General features: G+C 33.8%; 16 protein-coding genes. 9 read left to right on the top strand and 7 right to left on the bottom strand.

The features are described from left to right. Positions 1 to 190: 190 nt before the first annotated feature. On the top strand, positions 191 to 3,472 hold the full coding sequence (locus tag AC3Y25_RS00115; protein ID WP_489901327.1) for a glycosyltransferase family 117 protein: 3,282 nt from the start codon (positions 191 to 193) through the stop codon (positions 3,470 to 3,472). Between the two features lie 101 nt (positions 3,473 to 3,573). After that, complete coding sequence (locus tag AC3Y25_RS00120) at positions 3,574 to 4,215, top strand: polysaccharide deacetylase family protein (RefSeq protein ID WP_489901328.1); 642 nt, start codon at positions 3,574 to 3,576, stop codon at positions 4,213 to 4,215. Between the two features lie 23 nt (positions 4,216 to 4,238). On the opposite strand, the gene AC3Y25_RS00125 is transcribed toward AC3Y25_RS00120, so the two are convergent. The 6 genes from AC3Y25_RS00125 to AC3Y25_RS00150 all read right to left on the bottom strand — a co-directional run bounded on the left by AC3Y25_RS00125 (position 4,239) and on the right by AC3Y25_RS00150 (position 8,742). Beyond that, complete coding sequence (locus AC3Y25_RS00125; protein ID WP_008466807.1) at positions 4,239 to 4,541, bottom strand: thioredoxin family protein; 303 nt, start codon at positions 4,539 to 4,541, stop codon at positions 4,239 to 4,241. A 73-nt stretch (positions 4,542 to 4,614) separates the two neighbouring features. Further along, positions 4,615 to 5,850 carry a metallophosphoesterase gene (locus AC3Y25_RS00130; protein ID WP_489901329.1) on the bottom strand — a complete coding sequence of 412 codons (1,236 nt, stop codon included), beginning with the start codon at positions 5,848 to 5,850 and terminating at the stop codon, positions 4,615 to 4,617. 160 nt (positions 5,851 to 6,010) lie between these two features. Beyond that, complete coding sequence (locus AC3Y25_RS00135; RefSeq protein WP_489901330.1) at positions 6,011 to 6,211, bottom strand: hypothetical protein; 201 nt, start codon at positions 6,209 to 6,211, stop codon at positions 6,011 to 6,013. Positions 6,212 to 6,315: 104 nt separating this feature from the next. Continuing rightward, the gene (locus AC3Y25_RS00140) at positions 6,316 to 7,644 is read right to left on the bottom strand and encodes a sensor histidine kinase (protein ID WP_489901331.1); all 1,329 of its coding nucleotides are present in this window, start codon (positions 7,642 to 7,644) and stop codon (positions 6,316 to 6,318) included. 10 nt (positions 7,645 to 7,654) lie between these two features. Continuing rightward, positions 7,655 to 8,329, bottom strand: coding sequence for a response regulator transcription factor (locus AC3Y25_RS00145; protein ID WP_320493329.1), 675 nt, complete (start codon positions 8,327 to 8,329; stop codon positions 7,655 to 7,657). A gap of 185 nt (positions 8,330 to 8,514) precedes the next feature. Next, positions 8,515 to 8,742 carry a hypothetical protein gene (locus tag AC3Y25_RS00150; RefSeq protein ID WP_248729347.1) on the bottom strand — a complete coding sequence of 76 codons (228 nt, stop codon included), beginning with the start codon at positions 8,740 to 8,742 and terminating at the stop codon, positions 8,515 to 8,517. Between the two features lie 326 nt (positions 8,743 to 9,068). Between AC3Y25_RS00150 and polA the strand changes: the two genes are divergently transcribed. Next, complete coding sequence (polA, locus tag AC3Y25_RS00155; protein ID WP_489901332.1) at positions 9,069 to 11,909, top strand: DNA polymerase I; 2,841 nt, start codon at positions 9,069 to 9,071, stop codon at positions 11,907 to 11,909. Positions 11,910 to 12,061: 152 nt separating this feature from the next. Here the strand turns inward: polA and AC3Y25_RS00160 are convergent, their stop codons facing one another. Continuing rightward, the gene (locus AC3Y25_RS00160; RefSeq protein WP_250834154.1) at positions 12,062 to 13,087 is read right to left on the bottom strand and encodes a LacI family DNA-binding transcriptional regulator; all 1,026 of its coding nucleotides are present in this window, start codon (positions 13,085 to 13,087) and stop codon (positions 12,062 to 12,064) included. Between the two features lie 208 nt (positions 13,088 to 13,295). On the opposite strand from AC3Y25_RS00160, the gene AC3Y25_RS00165 reads away from it, so the two are divergent. From AC3Y25_RS00165 to tsf, 6 genes are all read left to right on the top strand, one after another. Next, positions 13,296 to 14,042 carry a ferritin-like domain-containing protein gene (locus tag AC3Y25_RS00165; RefSeq protein ID WP_248729344.1) on the top strand — a complete coding sequence of 249 codons (747 nt, stop codon included), beginning with the start codon at positions 13,296 to 13,298 and terminating at the stop codon, positions 14,040 to 14,042. 26 nt (positions 14,043 to 14,068) lie between these two features. Continuing rightward, the gene (locus tag AC3Y25_RS00170) at positions 14,069 to 14,881 is read left to right on the top strand and encodes a ferritin-like domain-containing protein (protein WP_489901333.1); all 813 of its coding nucleotides are present in this window, start codon (positions 14,069 to 14,071) and stop codon (positions 14,879 to 14,881) included. Positions 14,882 to 15,075: 194 nt separating this feature from the next. Next, a complete protein-coding gene (gene rplM / locus AC3Y25_RS00175) occupies positions 15,076 to 15,531 on the top strand; it encodes a 50S ribosomal protein L13 (protein ID WP_095927953.1) in 456 nt (151 codons plus the stop codon). Then, positions 15,531 to 15,917 (top strand): 30S ribosomal protein S9, encoded by a 387-nt coding sequence (rpsI, locus tag AC3Y25_RS00180; protein WP_035645327.1) that lies wholly within the window; start codon positions 15,531 to 15,533, stop codon positions 15,915 to 15,917. Before rplM ends, rpsI begins: the two co-directional genes overlap by 1 nt. Positions 15,918 to 16,093: 176 nt before the next feature. Further along, positions 16,094 to 16,858: a 30S ribosomal protein S2 gene (gene rpsB / locus AC3Y25_RS00185; RefSeq protein ID WP_095927954.1), complete on the top strand. Its 765-nt coding sequence runs from the start codon at positions 16,094 to 16,096 to the stop codon at positions 16,856 to 16,858. Between the two features lie 140 nt (positions 16,859 to 16,998). Next, entirely contained in the window at positions 16,999 to 17,961 is a 963-nt protein-coding gene (tsf, locus tag AC3Y25_RS00190; protein ID WP_250834157.1) for a translation elongation factor Ts, read from the top strand. Positions 17,962 to 18,029 lie beyond the last annotated feature (68 nt).

The following is an 18,029-nucleotide window of genomic DNA, read 5'->3' on the forward strand; positions in this document are numbered from 1 at the left end:
TGGGCAAAAAAAATCATTTTTTTTGGTTTTTCTTCGTTTGAAATCTCCATCAGCAATAGAAGTTACTCATAAACAACATATTGCTCTTTCCTGATAGTTTTGTAGAATTTTTTGTTAATGCTCGTTTCTTTACATAAAAAAACATTTTCTTTGTAGGATAGAAAAACACTCAAATTTTTAACACCTAAATATGGCACAATTCAATTTCAATAAATGGAATACAATTATTGGTTGGTTTGCATTTGCAATCGCTTTAATAACTTATACATTAACAGTAGAACCTACAATGAGCTTTTGGGATTGCGGAGAATATATTGCTACCGCAGCTAAACTTGAAGTAGGTCACCCACCGGGAGCTCCACTTTTCCAGATGATGGGTGCATTTTTTGCAATGTTTGCAATAGATGCTCAACATGTGGCTCTAATGGTTAACATGATGTCTGTTTTCTCTAGCGCATTTACCATATTATTTATGTTCTGGTCTTCTTCTATGATCTTAAAAAAGATTGTGGCTCGTTTTACAGAAATTGACCAAAATAATTCGATTGTTATTTTAGGAAGCTCTTTTGTTGGAGCTTTAGCCTATACGTTTTCTGATAGTTTTTGGTTTAATGCAGTAGAAGCCGAAGTTTATGCAATGGCATCTTTATTAATCGCATTGCTTTTCTGGCTTGGTTTACGTTGGGAGCAAGACATGGACAAACCAAAAGGAAACAAATGGCTTTTAATTATTTCTTTGGTTATTGGTCTTTCGTTTGGAGTTCACTTCATGGCTCTTTTGACTATTCCTTCTATTGGATTCTTATATTATTTCAAACATTACGAAAAAGTTACCATAAAAAACTTCCTTATTGCCAATGTAGTTGTTATCGGAATCTTGTTATTTATTTTTAAATTACTTCTTCCATTGACTATGGCATTTTTCGGAAAAACCGAAATCTTCATGGTGAATAGCATGGGACTTCCATTCAATTCAGGGACTATCTTTGTTGCATTAGTATTTATTGCGTTTTTCTATTTTGGATTAAAATACACGAGACAAAAAGGTTTGATATTCTACAACACTATTATATTATGTGTTTTATTTATCCTGATTGGTTTCTCAACTTGGTTAATGCTTCCTGTTCGTGCAAATGCGAATACCGTTATTAACGAAAACAAACCATCAGATGCTACTGAGGTTTTAGCTTATTACAATCGTGAGCAATATGGTGTAAATCCTTTGTTTTACGGGCCTCAATACACAGAACTTTTTGCTGGTCTTGATGCTAAAACACCTTATTTAGACAAAAAACCGAACTACGAAAGAGATTATAAAACAGGTAAATACATTATTACCAATAATTATAAGAATGCAGAACAAAATTCTGACGATAACCAGAAAGCAATTCTGCCAAGAATGTGGAGTACAGAAACGGGTCACATTCAAAACTATATCAACTTTACAAATCCTCCGAAGTTCCGAATCAATCCTAATTACAATTATGATGAAGATTTGGCAAAATACGGAATCGATGCTAGCCAATTAAGCGAAGATGAATACAATAAAGCTACGGCTCAATTGCGTAATGAGGTTGAAAAAACAGTTTCTGAATTCAGAAAAGCTTACGCTCAAAAACAAATTGACAACGAAGGTTACGTAAAATTCTTAAGAAGCTACGGCGAGTATTTACTTATCGAAAAACCAACGACAGCAGACAACTTCAGTTTTATGTTTGAATACCAATTTGGATATATGTACTGGAGATATTTAATGTGGAATTTTGTTGGACGCCAAAACGATGTTCAAGGTAAATACGATAATCTTGACGGAAACTGGATTAGCGGGATCAAAGCTTTAGATTCTGTTCATTTAGGTTCTCAAGACAATTTGCCTTCTGATGTATTAAATAACAAAGGGCGTAATGTTTATTATTTCCTTCCGTTTATTTTAGGATTAATTGGTATTATGTACCATGCCAATAAAGATTTGAAGAGTTTCTATGTTCTTCTGGCTTTGTTTTTATTTACAGGAATTGCACTAAAAATATATTTAAATGAAAGACCTTTTGAACCTCGTGAAAGAGATTATGCTCTTGTAGGTTCCTTCTATGTCTTTGCCATCTGGATCGGATTTGGTGTTTATTCGCTTTATGAAAGTCTGCAGAAATACTTGGCTCCAAAAATTGCTGGACCAGTAATTATTGCTGGAAGTTTATTGGCTGCTCCTGTTTTAATGGCTTCTCAAAACTGGGATGATCACGATAGATCTGGAAGATATACAGCAGTTGCTATGGCAAAAGCTTATTTAAGTTCTTGCGATAAAGATGCTATTTTATTTACCATTGGAGATAACGACACCTTCCCTCTTTGGTACGCGCAGGAAATTGAGCATTTTAGAACCGATGTGAAGATTGTAAATACAAGTTTATTTATGACAGATTGGTACATTGATCAAATGAAAGCGAAGTCTTACGAGTCAAATCCGTTGCCAATTTCTTTTGTACATAGCCAATATGTGGGAGATAATTTGGATTATACAGCTTACATCCAGAAAATTGATACACGCTGGAACATTAAAGATTTTATCGATTTCATCAAAAACCCTAAATCGACTGTTGGTTTACAAAACGGACAAACTATTCATTTCTACCCAACAAACAAGATTAGAGTGAATGTTGACAAAAACACTATTATTCAAAATAAAGTAGTTAATCCTAAATATTACGATTCTATTGTCCCTTATTTAGACATTGATATCAAAGGAAGCGCATTATACAAAAACCGTTTAATGATGCTTGATATCTTAGCAAATAACAACTGGAAAAGACCAATCTATTTTAGTGGTGGTGCTTTTGATGATGAAGATTATTTATGGTTAAAAGATTATCTGCAATTAGACGGAATGGTTTATAAATTGGTTCCAGTTAAAAACACTCCTTCGAAAGATGGCGGACCATTAGATATGGGACAAATCGATGCAGATAAAATGTATGATATTGTAATGAAATGGGATTGGGGCAATAGCGAAAGTGAAAAAATCTATCACGATCCTGAAACTAGAAGAAACAGTATTACATACCGTACGAATCTTTCGAGATTAATGAACCAGCTTATTGCTGAAGGCAAAATTGATAAAGCCAAAAACATAATCAATTTAGCGATGACCAAAATGCCTTTAGACAAATATGGTTATTATTCATTGGTTGAAGCTTTTGGAGATGGTTATTATAAAGTTGGTGAAAAAGCTAAGGCGCAAGACCTTTTAAATAAATTAGTTCAGAAATATAAAGAGAATCTAAACTATTACAGCACATTGCCTCCTTCTGACCAAACTTCTTTAGCAGTAGACATTATTACTGACATTGAACGTTACAGAAGCTTGCTACACGTAATGGACGACAATAAAGACACTGCTTTTTACAACCAGCACAAAACTACATTTAACACTTATGTAAATGTTTTCGAGCGTTTTGGACGTGAAAAAGAATAAATAATATACGTAAATCTTACTTATTAAAAAAATGCAGCGCTGTTTGATAAATAGCGCTGCATTTTTTAATTTTATACATACTAATACAATTTTAATTCAAAATGGGCTTCTATTGGGTAAAAACTAACGCATTTATCAAAAAGGTGTTTTCTAAATATTGCTGGGATATTCCTAACAACGAAAAGAAAATATACCTCACTTTTGATGATGGTCCTACTCCAGAAATTACAGACTGGGTTTTATCTGAATTAAAAAAATTTGATGCTAAAGCTACTTTTTTCTGCATCGGAAAAAACATTAAAGCTAATCTGGCTTTGTTTGAAAAGTTAATTACTGACGGACATTCAATTGGCAACCACACCATGAATCACGTGAATGGATGGAAAATCCATACGAATGATTATATTGAAAATGTAAAAAACTGTGCTGCCGTTTTAGATGAACAAGAGAAAGCTCCTAATCGTTTATTATTCCGTCCTCCTTACGGAAAAATCAAAAAAGCGCAATCTAAAATCCTTAGAAGTTTAGGATATAAAATAGTAATGTGGGATGTTTTGAGTGCCGATTTTGATCAAAGCATTACGCCAGAAAAATGTCTTGAAAACGTAACAAAAAATGTAAAATCAGGTAGCGTAATTGTTTTTCATGACAGTATTAAGGCTTCTCCAAATTTAAGATTTGCCCTGCCTAGAACACTGCATTTTTTAAAAGAAAACGGATATAAGTTTGATATTATTCACTAAATAACATCAATTAAAGAAGTTATTTAGACATTAAATTGTTCCTGAACAATTCCGATTATAGTATTAGCATCAAGCTCTCCAGATTGTCTCCAGATCATTTGTCCTTCTTTGTAAATCATTAAGGTTGGAAGTCCTTTAATACGAAGTGCTTCTGCGAGTTCCTGATTTTTATCTACATCAATTTTGATTACTTTGGCTTTATCGCCAAGCGCAGCCGCTACGTCCTTAATAACAGGATGCATAGAAACCGAAGATTCATTCCAATCTGTGTAAAAATCAATTAACACTGGAACTTGGGCATTTATTAGTTCTCCAAATTTTGACATAAAACCAAAAATTTAAGTTTTTTAAATCTCTTAAAAGAAATAAATATTATACAAATGTAGCATTTTTAACGAATTAAGCGACATTACGGCCTTTTTTTAGTTCAATTACTGTTATTTCAGGCATAATTCCAACTCGTCCTGGATAAGCGTGAAAACCAAATCCGCGGTTAACATAAACGTATTTTCCGACGTTTTCGTACAAACCTGCCCACTGTTTATAAATGTATTGTGCCAAACTCCATTTAAAATAACCTGGAATTTCAATTCCAAACTGCATACCATGCGTATGGCCAGCAAAAGTCAGATGAAAATTCTTTGGATGGTCTTTAATTTCAGCATCCCAATGGCTCGGATCATGGCTCATTAAAACTTTAAAATCGTCTTGATGCACATTTTCTGAAGCTTTGTTTAAATCGCCTGCTTTCTTAAAATTCACTCCCCAATTCTCTACTCCAATCAGAGCAATTTTATCATCCCCTTTTTGAATATAAGTATGCTCATTCAACATTAATTTAAAACCAATCTGACCATAAAGGTCTTTAATCGCCTTAAAATTTTCGTCTTTTTCTTTTTCAGAAGGCCATGTTACGTATTCGCCATAATCATGATTTCCTAAAACAGCAAACTTCCCGTATTTATAATCTTTAATGCGATTAAAAGTTTCCAGCCAAGGATGCATTTCTTTAGCATGAGTATTTACAATATCTCCAGTAAACAAAATCAAATCTGCTTCTTGTGCATTGATCAAATCAATAGCATAATTAATTTTTTCTGGATTATCAAAACTTCCGCTGTGAACATCAGAAATCTGCGTGATTTTAAACCCGTCAAAAGCATCTGGAAGATCTGGAAAAAATATGGTTTGTTTGATTACTTTGAAATTATATTTCCCTTCAAAAATTCCGTAAATAATAGAAAGAAACGGAATTGCAGCCAAACCTAAAGCGATCTGACTTACAAATTTTCTTCTGTCGGGCATCATCTCCTTTCGCGGAGTATTGTAAACAAAATAATTCAGTATACTGGCCCCTACTCTAATAATATCCTCGCCAAACATTATTAATGTCAGTACAATTTTTGGCACATATACGACAAGCATCAAACCTGTAGTAAACATAAATTGCCTAGTCTGACCAACTGATCGGTCTACCTGCGAAAAAGAATAGATAATAAAAATTAAAACCAGCAAGCTTATAACTTGATAGCCAATCAAAACCCAACGTGCTTTGATTAAAGTTCGAAAAGCCTGATAAGAATAGAACTCAATAAATAATAAAAGAGCGCATAGAATTATAAAACGAAAGATCATTTAATTTATAGTTTTAAACAAAGTAACAAAGAATGAAAATTCTATTTCTTTTTATTATAAAAAATTTAACGCTGTTAAAATAAAAAAGCTGAAAGATGGCTCTTTCAGCTTTAACCTACCAACCTTTAAAACTATTTACTCTAAGACCTAAAGTCTTGTTTTATTTTGTTTTTGGAGCTTCTGTTTTTGCAGCTTCTGCTTTTTTCTCCCCTTTAGCTTTTTTGTCTGCTTTCTTTTCTGCTTTTTTATCGTGTTTAGCAGCTTTCACTTCTTTCGTTTGCGTTGGCGCTGGAGTTGTTTGTGCGTTTACCATTGAGAATGTTCCTAAAACTGCTACTGCTAAAATTGCTAATTTTTTCATGACTTTAATTTTTTATGATTGTTTATTTTCATTTTTACAAGTCAAAGATATAATCGCAAAATGAAGACAAAATGAAGAAAAAGTCTTACAGAAAATTTTAACTTTTAATTGGCTTTTTCAAACAACAACGTAAAAGTTGTCCCTTGGCTTAAAGCCGATTTAACTTTGATTTGAATATGATGAAAAGAAGCAATACTTTGTGCAATTGCAAGTCCTAGCCCCTGCCCTTCTTGATCTGAATTAATTCTCGCAAAACGACTAAATATTTTCTCAAGTTGCGATTCGTCCATTCCTATTCCTGAATCTTTTACCGAAATAAAATAATGCTCCTCTACAAAACCGTCTTCTATAATTATTTTTCCTTCGGGCTTATTGTATTTTATAGCATTGGTTACGAGATTATAGATAAGAATATGGACTAAGGTTTTATTTCCTATAAAAACAAAATTATTTTCCATTTCGTTCATAAACTGAATATCTTTATCCTCAATTCGATCCTGAAGATCTTCCTGCAAATCAGTAACAATCTCTCTAAGATTGATTTCTTCATTTGCTTCATATTGATTATTATCTATTCTAGAAATCAACAGTAAATTATTAATGATTTTTTTCAGCATATCTAATGTCTTCAACGAACCTGCAATCTTATCAATTGCATGATCATCCAAAGATTCATTCTGCAACAAGTTTTCAAGTTTGTTTTTAAGCAGTGCAATTGGCGTAAGAAGTTCATGTGAAACATTCGAAATAAACTGTTTTTCCTTTTTAAAAACCTCCGTGATTCTATCCATCATTTGATTTAAAACAAAATCCAATTCTCTAAAATCTCTTGAAGTTGCTTTTATTGGAGTATGATCAAATGTTTCTGGCTCGTTTACACGCCTGATTTTGGTATCGATAATTTTGTAAAATGGCTTTAAAAGATATTCGATATAAAAAGTATCGGCCAAAAAAGTAATCAGAAGAATTACCACAAAAACAATGATAATGAAAAGTTTAATTGCAAAAGTCAGATCATTAACCTCGCTCAAACTACTTCCTATTTCAAGCTGATAGTCTTCGCCTTCATATGTAAAATGATGCTGCAGGATTCGATACTCGCTTTCTTCTCCTTCTATTTTTCTATATTCGTTACTGAAAGTTGTTTTTTTCTGATGTGGTTTTATAGAAACTCTGGATAAAACCAAAAATTCACTGTGAAGTGTCGAAAACTCAGAAAAAGCATCGGTTGAATCGTCTGGATTTTCTATAAAATCATTTATTTCTTCCTTATTCAGATGTTCAATAAATTTTTTCTTTTTCTCTAGCAGTGTATTATTAATGTGATGGTACACCACATTTTCTACCAAAATTGGAAGCATTAGCCATAAAACCAAAATGACCAGCAATCTGGTCAAGGCGTTAAAAATAGCTAATTGATGTTTTATTTTCACAAGAATCGATTTATTCGTTTATACGATAACCAACATTTCGAACCGTTTCAAACCAATCTATAGCAGTATGCTTATCCAGTTTTTTTCGAAGGTTACGAACATGCACATCTATAAAATTAGAGTCAGAATTAACTTCTAGAATATCGCCCCAAATATGCTCTGTTAATTGCAATCTGGTAATAACACGATTTTTATTGAGAACCAAATACTGAAAAATATCAAATTCTTTTTTGGTAAGACTAATTGGCTGATCGCTAAAACTCACCTTATAATCCTGAAGCTGCAATAGAAAACCATGAATGCTTAAATTGTTTAAAGTAAAACCATGAATTCTGCGAACTACGGCAAACATTCTTGCTGCCAATTCTGTCAAAGCAAAAGGTTTGGTTAAATAATCATCAGCACCTAAATGCAATCCATTTATTCTATCATCCAACTCTCCACGGGCAGTAAGAACAATTACAGCAATTTTCGATTTTGTTTTTCTAATTGCCTGCAAAACCTCAAAACCATCGCCATCGGGCAAACCAAGATCTAAGAGCATAATATCGTAATCATTGCTTCCAAATTCTTCAAGAGCTTCGGCACAATTATTTGCAATTTTACAAATATATCCTGCGTTGCATAAAAAATCGTAGACCTCTACGGCAAGTTCCTTATTATCTTCAACAATTAAAACATTCATAAGCACAACATTTAAGCGCAATTAAAATTAATCAATTATAAAAAATTGAGTATCGTATTATTAAAAAATTAACGAATGAAAAAAGCTGATAAATTTCTTCATCAGCTTCTTCAATCGCATTCTCATAATCATTATTCCTGTTTTGCCTTCGTTACAAAGCTTCGAAAACAAAACGAGAGCAATTTTTATTTTTTAGCCTTTGCTGTTTCTGGTTTTACAGCTTCTGGTTTCGCAGTTTCTGTTTTTGTCGCTTCAGTTTTTGCTGATTTTGCTTTTTTATCAGATTTGTGTTTAGGGTGTTTGGTTGCTTTTACTTCTTTAGCTGGAGCTTCTTTTCCATCTTTTGCAGGAAATGCGTGAACCATTGCACTTGTTCCTAAAACTGCTACTAGTAACATTAATAAATTTCTCATGATTTCTAAGATTTAAGAATTAATAACCTTTTATTTTACAGATCAAAATTACCTTCGCAACATGAAGAGAAAATGAAGAAATGCCTGAATAAAAATTTTTAACTTGATATTAACGCTTTGCTGTTTTTTACCATATAAGTTATATAAGCTCACTTTAAACATTCACTTCAATAACATTAACGATAAAATAGGAGACGCACTGCGGTGCGTCTCTAAAGGCGCATCTCAGCTAAAATGAACTTATATAACTTATATGGTAAAAATTTTCTTTTTTGATTAATTTTTGCAATCTCAATTGTTTATTTTTACAGACTAATATTTTTAATATGTCAACTCAAAAACGCCTTTTTCTTCTAGATGCTTATGCACTAATTTTTCGTGGTTATTATGCTTTTATAAAAAACCCGAGAATCAACTCAAAAGGAATGGATACATCTGCAATTATGGGTTTTATGAACTCACTTTTGGATGTTATTAAAAGAGAAAAACCAGATCATTTAGCCGTTGCTTTTGATAAAGGCGGTAGCCACGTAAGAAGCGAAATGTTTGTAGAATATAAAGCCAATCGTGATGCAACGCCAGAGGCTATTAAAATTGCCATTCCGTATATTCAGGAATTATTACGAGCAATGCATATTCCTATTATTGAAATCGAGGGCTGCGAAGCCGATGACTTAATTGGAACAATCGCTAAACAAGCAGAAAAACAAAACTACAAAGTCTACATGGTAACTCCAGATAAGGATTTTGCACAATTGGTTTCTGAAAATATATTTATGTACAAACCTGCCCGAATGGGTAACGGAATCGAAATCTGGGGTGTTCCTGAGGTTTTGGCAAAATTTGAAATTGAAAGGCCAGAACAAGTAATTGATTTTCTTGGAATGATGGGCGACGCCGTGGATAATATTCCTGGATTGCCTGGAGTTGGCGAAGTTACAGCCAAAAAGTTCCTGAAAGAATTTGGAACAATGGAAAACCTTTTAGAAAACACACATTTACTAAAAGGAAAAATGAAAGAGAACATCGAAGCCAACAAAGAAAAAGGGATTCTTTCTAAAAAACTAGCCGCAATTATTACCGATTGTAATGTTACTTTTAATGAAGAAGATTACGAACTTTCTCGTCCTGATATCGAAAAAACAGATGCTATTTTTCAAGAACTAGAGTTTAGAAGAATGGCAGAACAGTTTGACAATTTATTTAAAACGGATGGCACTCAAACTGCTGCTCCAGCTTCTGATGCCAAATTGTACAAAAAAGCACAGCCTAAAAACGAAGACCAATTTGATCTTTTTGGAGGCGGAAATACAAATGGAGAAAATGCTGAAATCGAAAGAACTTCATTTTATAACACTTTAGAAAACACCGAGCATTTTTACCAAACCATTCAAGGTGATTTAGGCATTAAAATGCTTTTACAAAATTTACAAAAACAGACTTCGGTTTGTTTTGATACTGAAACCACAGGAATCGATGCTTTGCACGCAGAACTTGTTGGAATGTCTTTCTCTTACGAAAAAGGAAAAGCATTTTATGTTCCGTTTCCAGAAAGTCAGGAAGAAGCAAAAGCTTTAGTAGATAAATTTGTTCCGTTTTTTGAAAATGAAAATATTGAGAAAATCGGACAGAATTTAAAATACGATCTAAAAATCCTTTCTAATTATGGTGTAACAGTAAAAGGAAAACTTTTTGATACGATGATTGCGCATTATCTGATTAATCCGGATATGCGTCATAATATGGATATTTTGGCAGAAACATACTTGAAATATTCACCAAAATCTATCGAAACTTTAATTGGTAAAAAAGGAAAAAACCAGCTTAATATGCGCGATGTTCCTTTGGAAGACATTAAAGAATATGCAGCTGAAGATGCCGATGTTACTTTACAATTAAAAGAAATCTTCACAACCGAATTAGACAAAACCGAAACTAAAAAGTTATTTGACGAAATCGAAATTCCATTAGTAAGCGTATTGGCCGACATGGAAACGGAAGGAATTCGTTTGGATGTAGATTTCTTAAAAGCAATGTCTTCTGAAATGGAAGTCGAAATAAAATCGTTAGAAGAAAAAATATATGAAACTGCTGGCGAGAAATTCAACCTGGCTTCTCCGAAACAATTAGGAGATATTTTATTTGACAAACTAAAAATTGGTGGCGCAAAGCAAAAGAAAACCAAAACGGGTCAGTACGCAACTGGCGAAGAAGTTTTGACTTATTTGGCCAATGACAACCCAATTGTAAAACAGATTTTAGATTGGCGTCAGATGGTAAAACTGCAAAACACTTATATTTTGGCTTTACCAGAACAAGTTGATAAAAAAACGCTTCGCGTTCATACCGATTATATGCAAACTGTTGCCGCAACGGGACGTTTGAGCTCTAATAATCCGAACTTGCAAAATATTCCGATTCGTACTGAAAGAGGCCGTCAGATTCGTAAAGCTTTTGTGGCACGTGATGAAAATTACACTTTAATCTCTGCCGATTACTCGCAAATCGAATTAAGGATTATCGCTGCTTTGAGTGGTGAAGAAAATATGATTGCAGCTTTCCAAAACGGAGAAGACATTCACAGAGCAACTGCAGCAAAAGTTTTTGATGTGGCGCTGGAAGAAGTTTCCCGCGAGCAAAGAAGCAATGCCAAAACGGTAAACTTTGGAATCATATACGGTGTTTCTGCTTTTGGTTTGAGTAATCAGACTTCGTTATCAAGAAGCGAAAGCGCTGCATTGATTGATGCTTATTATAAAACATATCCTCGCCTTAAATCTTATATTTCAGAACAAATCGAATTTGCACGAGAAAAAGGATACGTACAAACCATTTTAGGACGTCGCAGATACTTAAAAGATATCAATTCTGCTAATGCTGTTGTAAGAAGCGCTGCAGAACGAAATGCCGTAAATGCTCCAATTCAAGGAAGCGCTGCTGATGTGATTAAAATTGCGATGATCAACATTCATAAAAAACTTCGTGACGAAAACTGGAAATCTAAAATGTTACTTCAGGTGCATGATGAGCTTGTGTTCGATGTTCACAACGATGAACTCGAAAAAATCCAGCCGATGATTAAACATGAAATGGAAAATGCATTTAAAATGTCGGTTCCTTTAGAAGTTGAACTTGGACTAGGAAAAGACTGGCTAGAAGCACATTAATTTTATTTTAGATTTCAGATTGTTGATTTTAGATTATTGATTTTAGATTATTGATTTCAGATATCTAAATAAAAAATCAACCCAATCTTGTCATTTCTGACATACATATGTATAAAAAAATCCATTCTTTCGAATGGATTTTTTTGTTTTTATTATTTTTTTCGAGTTGACTCTCTTTCTTTCAATTTTGTTTTGATGACGATTGTTTCGTATTCAGAAATTGTTCCTTCTGGCTCTTCCAATCTTTCAATTAATCTTTTTGCAGCGACTTCTCCAATTTCAACTCCATGCTGACTTACAGTAGTCAGACTTGGTGACAAACGTCTTGAAGCCAAAATTCCGTCAGCAAAACCAATGATTGAAATATCTTCTGGGACTCTGTAACCCTTTTTCAAACTTACTCTTAAAGCCGCAACAGAATCATTTTCGTCTAAAGCAAAAATTCCGTCAATTTTATGATCAAAAAGCCCTTCGATTTTAGCTTTCATATCTTCTTCAGAATCGGTACGAAGAATGATTTTTTCATTAACTGGAATATTATTGTCTTTCAAGGCTTTTAAATATCCTTCAGTTCTAAGCTTTCCAACACTAATATTATCTACAGAAGATATCAGAGCAATATTTTTACAACCTAAATTAATTAAATGCTGTGTCGAATTGATAGCCGAATCATAATCATCTACTACTACTTTATCACAATCAACTTCATCAGCAATACGATCAAACATAACGATTGGCGTTCCGTCATTGATTATTTCAGAGAAATGATTGTAATCTTGAAGCTTTTGAGCTTCTTGTGAAACCGACAAAATAAATCCATCTATAGTTCCATTGCTCAGCATTTCCAGCGTATGAACTTCTTTTTCTAGAGATTCATTAGAAATACAGGTAATTACATTATATCCTTTTTTATCGGCAACTTTCTCAATACCGCTAAAAACTTTCGCAAAGAAAGAATTTAAAATATTAGGAATAATTACGCCAATCGTTTTTGTTTTACGATTCTTAAGATTCAAACCAATAACATTCGGCTTATAATTTTTGAGTTTGGCATACTCTTTAATCTTCACCTTGGTTTGTTCACTAATTTCTGGACTGTCATTCAATGCTTTAGACACAGTCGAAACAGAAACTCCCAGTTCCTTCGCAATTTGTTTTAGAGTTGCTTTAGCTTTCATCCAATTGAATTTTATGTAATTAATACAAATATAGTAGAATTACCTAAAATAAAACAAAAACAAGCCATTAGTATTTAAAAATATAAGTCATTTCGAAATAATAATTAATTAAACGGAGATTTTAAAACCGCTCTTACTAAAATTTCGTTAATAACTAAATACCCGTTAACTAAAAACCAATGTTATTAACCTAATAAAAAACTTGATTATGAAAAACGAAGTTAAAATTCATGAAGTTGACCCTTCACTGAATAGTAGAAGGAGCTTTCTTAAGCTCAGCGGATTAACATTAGTCACCACAGGTTTGGTTCTAGCTGGTTGCAGCGACAATGACAATGATAATGATATGCCAGACACCTCATTGCCTGGAATAAGAAATGGTGTTTTTGATTTAGGCTCTGGAGATTTTGGAGTTTTGACTTATGCGTACGCTCTCGAACAACTAGAAGCCGACTTTTATACTAAAGTTGTTAATGCAAGTAGTTTTAATACTGTATTTAGCAGTCTTGAACGTGAAGTTCTAACCGATTTATATCACCATGAAGTGGTTCACAGAGATTTCTTCAAAGCCGCTTTGAATGGAGCACTTCCTGATCCTAGTTCGCAATTACTGCCTTCTTTAGCTTTTAATTATGGTTCATTAAATTTCAACAGCCGCACCGAAGTTCTCGCAACTGCAAAAGCATTAGAAGATACTGGCGTTGCTGCTTATAACGGAGCAGGAAAACTAATTAAAACAGCGGACTACTTATTATTGGCCGGAAAAATTGTTTCTGTTGAAGCCAGACACGCTTCAGCAATTAGAAGTTTAATTAATCCGAATTCGAAAGATTTTGCGGGAGATGATATTGTAAATATGTCAACAGGCTTAGATGATGCAAAAGATCCATCTAAAATACTGCCAATTGCTGCTGGTTTTATTACCACAAAATTCACAGCTAAATACCTACCTTAATCTTAACCGTCAAAAACTTAGAAATTATGAACATTTTAAAATTTATAGAATCTTTTACTGATGATAATTTGATGAACAGTACTGGTTCTCGAAGAGACAGTTTTGCACAGTTTGGAAATATTGGAAAAAATTTAGCTTTGGCATCAATACCATTCGGATTGTCGGCTCTTACCAATAAAGCTTTCGCAAAAGACATAACAGCAACTCCAGCAACACCTATTGGAGCTTTGCAATTTGCTTTGACTTTAGAATACCTTGAAAATGAATTTTACGCCATGGCATTAGATTCAGGTGTTATTCCAGCTTCAGAAAACGGAGGAAGAGACTTAAAAGTATTCCAACAAATTGCGGCGCACGAATCTGATCATGTTAAATTTTTAATTGCAGGCTTAGGTGGTACCGCAAGTGCCAACTTCGTTCCTAAACCTACTTTTGACTTTACGGTTGGAGGAGCATTTAATCCGTTTGGAGATTACCCAACCTTTTTAGCTTTGGCACAAGCATTTGAAGATACTGGAGTTCGAGCATATAAAGGACAAGCTGCAAACTTGATAACAACACCCGATTTATTGACTGCCGCATTGCAAATACATTCTGTTGAAGCGCGCCATGCTTCTGAAGTACGAAGATTAAGAGGTTTAAAAGGCTGGATCTCTAATGCCGAAAGAGGCGCTGGCATGCCGGCAGCAACTCAAGCCGTCTACGATGGTGAAGGCGTAACCGTTCAAGCTGGATTTAATACCGCAGCCGCTTTTGGTGCTGCAGCGGGCTCAGAAGCTTACGATGAGCCACTTACGACACAGCAAGTGGTTGATATTGCCAATATATTTATTGTATAATCACTTTTTTTCATAAATATTTAACCGTCTTTACTTTATTGTAGAGACGGTTTTTTTGTTCGCTAATTATTTAAAAAACTGAAGCCCTGATTTTCAGCAGATAAAATATTCTTTCAGGTATTTGGTTTTAAAATAATTAATTGTACTTTTGCATCCCCTTTATTGGGGATGGAATGTTTAATTAAAATAATATTATGGACGCATTAAGCTACAAAACAGTTTCAGCAAGCAAAGCCACTGTAACTAAAGAGTGGATTGTTGTTGACGCTGAGGGTCATAACTTAGGACGTCTTGCTTCTAAAGTTGCAATGATTTTAAGAGGTAAGTACAAGCCAAGTTACACACCGCACGTTGACTGTGGAGATAACGTAATTGTTATCAACTCAGAAAAAATTAACCTTACAGGTACAAAATTGAATGACAAAATTTACATGCGTCATACAGGTTACCCAGGAGGACAAAGAACTTTAACTGCTAAAGTATTGCAAGCTAAAAACCCTGCATTATTAGTAGAAAAAGCTGTAAAAGGTATGTTACCTAAAAACAAATTAGGAGCTGAACTTTTTAGAAATCTAAATGTTGTTGTAGGATCTGAGCACACTCACGGAGCTCAAAAACCTAGAACTGTTAACCTAAATGATCTTAAGTAATGGGAGTTATTCACAAAATCGGTAGAAGAAAAACCGCTGTTGCACGTGTATACGTTTCTGAAGGAACTGGAAACATCACTGTAAACAAAAAAGAATTCGCAACTTACTTTCCAACTGCAACTTTACAATACAAAGTTTTACAACCGCTTTCTATGACAGAAAACGCTGGTAACTTTGATGTAAAAGTAAACGTTTACGGAGGTGGTACAACTGGTCAGGCAGAAGCTGTAAGAATGGCATTAGCACGTGTAATGTGTGAAGTTAATGCTGAAAACAGAGGAATCCTTAAACCAGAAGGTTTATTAACAAGAGACCCAAGAATGGTTGAACGTAAGAAATTCGGTCAGAAGAAAGCTCGTAAGAGATTCCAGTTCTCTAAACGTTAATATTACCTGTCTTGTTCAAATGGGACAAGACATTATCAATTATTTATTGAAATTAAAAAACACAGTTATTGTTGCTCTCCTACCGAGGTAGGATATAGTTTAGCATCTAAATGTATAAAGCCAGAGAAATCGCCATTTATACATTGCTAATCAACAGAACGTAAACTAGTACAAAAATGGCAAACAAAATAGAAGTAAAAGAATTACTAGAAGCAGGTGTTCACTTCGGACACATGACTAGAAAATGGGATCCAAACATGGCTCCTTACATTTATATGGAGCGTAATGGTATTCACATTATCAATCTATATAAAACTGCAGCTAAAATTGAAGAGGCTAACGAAGCTTTGAAAAAAATCGCTGCATCAGGTAGAAAAATCTTATTCGTAGCTACCAAAAAACAAGCAAAAGACATCGTTGCTGATAAAGCAAAAGCTGCAAACATGCCTTACATCACTGAAAGATGGCCAGGTGGAATGTTGACTAACTTCGTAACTATCAGAAAGGCAGTTAAAAAAATGTCTTCTATCGATAAAATGAAGAAAGATGGTACTTTCAACACTTTATCTAAAAAAGAGCGTTTACAAGTTGATCGTCTACGTGCTAAATTAGAGAAAAACTTAGGTTCAATTGCTGATATGTCTAGACTACCTGCAGCATTGTTCGTAGTAGATATCAAAGCTGAACACATCGCAATAAAAGAAGCTCAAAAATTAAACATTCCAGTTTTCGCAATGGTTGATACGAATTCTGACCCAAGAGAGGTTGATTACGTGATTCCTGCAAATGATGACGCTTCTAAATCAATTGACAAAATTTTATCTTTAGTAACTACTGCAGTAATCGAAGGTCTTTCTGACAGAGGTGCTGAAAAAGAAGTTGAAGCTGCTGAAGAAGCTCCTGCTGTTGAGGCTGAAGCTGCTCCTGCAACTGAAGAATAAATCAAATTTTAAATTCCAAATTTTAAATTCCAAAGTCCAAATACAAAATTAAAAACGTTATGTTGATAATTTATTAAAATTGGAGTTTGGGATTTAAAAGCTGGAATTTTTTACTTTTAACATTAAAAATTCAAAATATTATGTCAACAATTACTGCTGCAGACGTAAATAAATTAAGACAATCTACAGGTGCCGGAATGATGGACTGTAAAAAAGCTTTAGTTGAAGCTGAAGGAGATTTCGATAAAGCAATCCAAATCCTTAGAGAAAAAGGACAAAAAGTTGCTGCTAACCGTTCTGACCGTGAGTCTTCTGAAGGAGCTGCTGTTTCTTTTATCAATGCTGACAACACTAAAGGAGCTATTCTTACTTTAAACTGTGAAACTGACTTCGTAGGTAAAAATGAAGCTTTCGTAACTTTAGCTAAAGATTTAGTTGAAAAAGCGATCAACTTCTCTACTAAAGAAGAATTATTAGCTTCTGATTTCAACGGAATCACTGTTGCTGAGAAATTAATCGAGCAAACTGGTGTTATCGGGGAAAAAATCGAAATCGGTGGTTTCGAAATTTTAGAAGGTGCTTACGTTGGATCTTATGTTCACGTTAACAAAATTGCTGCTTTAACTGCAATTTCTGCTCCAGTTGCAAACGCTGAAGCTTTAACAAAAGACATCTCTATGCAAGTTGCTTCTATGGGAGCTGACACATTATCTTACAAAGATTTTGATCCTGCTTTCGTTGAATCTGAACTTGCTGCTCGTATTGCTGTAATCGAAAAAGACAATGAAGAAGCAAAACGTTTAGGAAAAACATTAAAAAATGTTCCTAAATACATCTCTTTCTCTCAATTAACTCCTGAAGTTATCAAACAAGCTGAAGAAGATGCTAAAGCTGAATTAAAAGCTGAAGGAAAACCAGAGCAAATCTGGGATAAAATTCTTCCAGGTAAAGTTCAACGTTTTATCTCTGACAACACTACTTTAGATCAAGAGAAAGCTCTTTTAGATCAAAACTTCATCAAAGATGACAGTAAAAAAGTTAGTGATTACGTAAAAGGATTCAATGTTGAAATCACAGGTTTCAAAAGAGTTACTTTAGGTTAATATATTATTTTTTCAATATTAAAAAGCCCGAATATTTATTTATTCGAGCTTTTTTTTATTTCAATACA

The organism is Flavobacterium sp. LK-23 (assembly GCF_058135255.1).

Bases quoted from the DNA above. Each gene is read 5' to 3' on its own strand.
- tsf (WP_250834157.1), top strand. From the start codon at position 16,999: ATGTCAACAATTACTGCTGCAGACGTAAATAAATTAAGACAATCTACA.
- AC3Y25_RS00165 (WP_248729344.1), top strand. From the start codon at position 13,296: ATGAAAAACGAAGTTAAAATTCATGAAGTTGACCCTTCACTGAATAGT.
- rpsB (WP_095927954.1), top strand. From the start codon at position 16,094: ATGGCAAACAAAATAGAAGTAAAAGAATTACTAGAAGCAGGTGTTCAC.
- AC3Y25_RS00135 (WP_489901330.1), bottom strand. From the start codon at position 6,211: ATGAAAAAATTAGCAATTTTAGCAGTAGCAGTTTTAGGAACATTCTCA.
- AC3Y25_RS00150 (WP_248729347.1), bottom strand. From the start codon at position 8,742: ATGAGAAATTTATTAATGTTACTAGTAGCAGTTTTAGGAACAAGTGCA.
- AC3Y25_RS00130 (WP_489901329.1), bottom strand. From the start codon at position 5,850: ATGATCTTTCGTTTTATAATTCTATGCGCTCTTTTATTATTTATTGAG.
- AC3Y25_RS00145 (WP_320493329.1), bottom strand. From the start codon at position 8,329: ATGAATGTTTTAATTGTTGAAGATAATAAGGAACTTGCCGTAGAGGTC.
- AC3Y25_RS00115 (WP_489901327.1), top strand. From the start codon at position 191: ATGGCACAATTCAATTTCAATAAATGGAATACAATTATTGGTTGGTTT.
- AC3Y25_RS00120 (WP_489901328.1), top strand. From the start codon at position 3,574: ATGGGCTTCTATTGGGTAAAAACTAACGCATTTATCAAAAAGGTGTTT.
- rpsI (WP_035645327.1), top strand. From the start codon at position 15,531: ATGGGAGTTATTCACAAAATCGGTAGAAGAAAAACCGCTGTTGCACGT.
- AC3Y25_RS00125 (WP_008466807.1), bottom strand. From the start codon at position 4,541: ATGTCAAAATTTGGAGAACTAATAAATGCCCAAGTTCCAGTGTTAATT.
- rplM (WP_095927953.1), top strand. From the start codon at position 15,076: ATGGACGCATTAAGCTACAAAACAGTTTCAGCAAGCAAAGCCACTGTA.
- AC3Y25_RS00170 (WP_489901333.1), top strand. From the start codon at position 14,069: ATGAACATTTTAAAATTTATAGAATCTTTTACTGATGATAATTTGATG.
- AC3Y25_RS00160 (WP_250834154.1), bottom strand. From the start codon at position 13,087: ATGAAAGCTAAAGCAACTCTAAAACAAATTGCGAAGGAACTGGGAGTT.
- polA (WP_489901332.1), top strand. From the start codon at position 9,069: ATGTCAACTCAAAAACGCCTTTTTCTTCTAGATGCTTATGCACTAATT.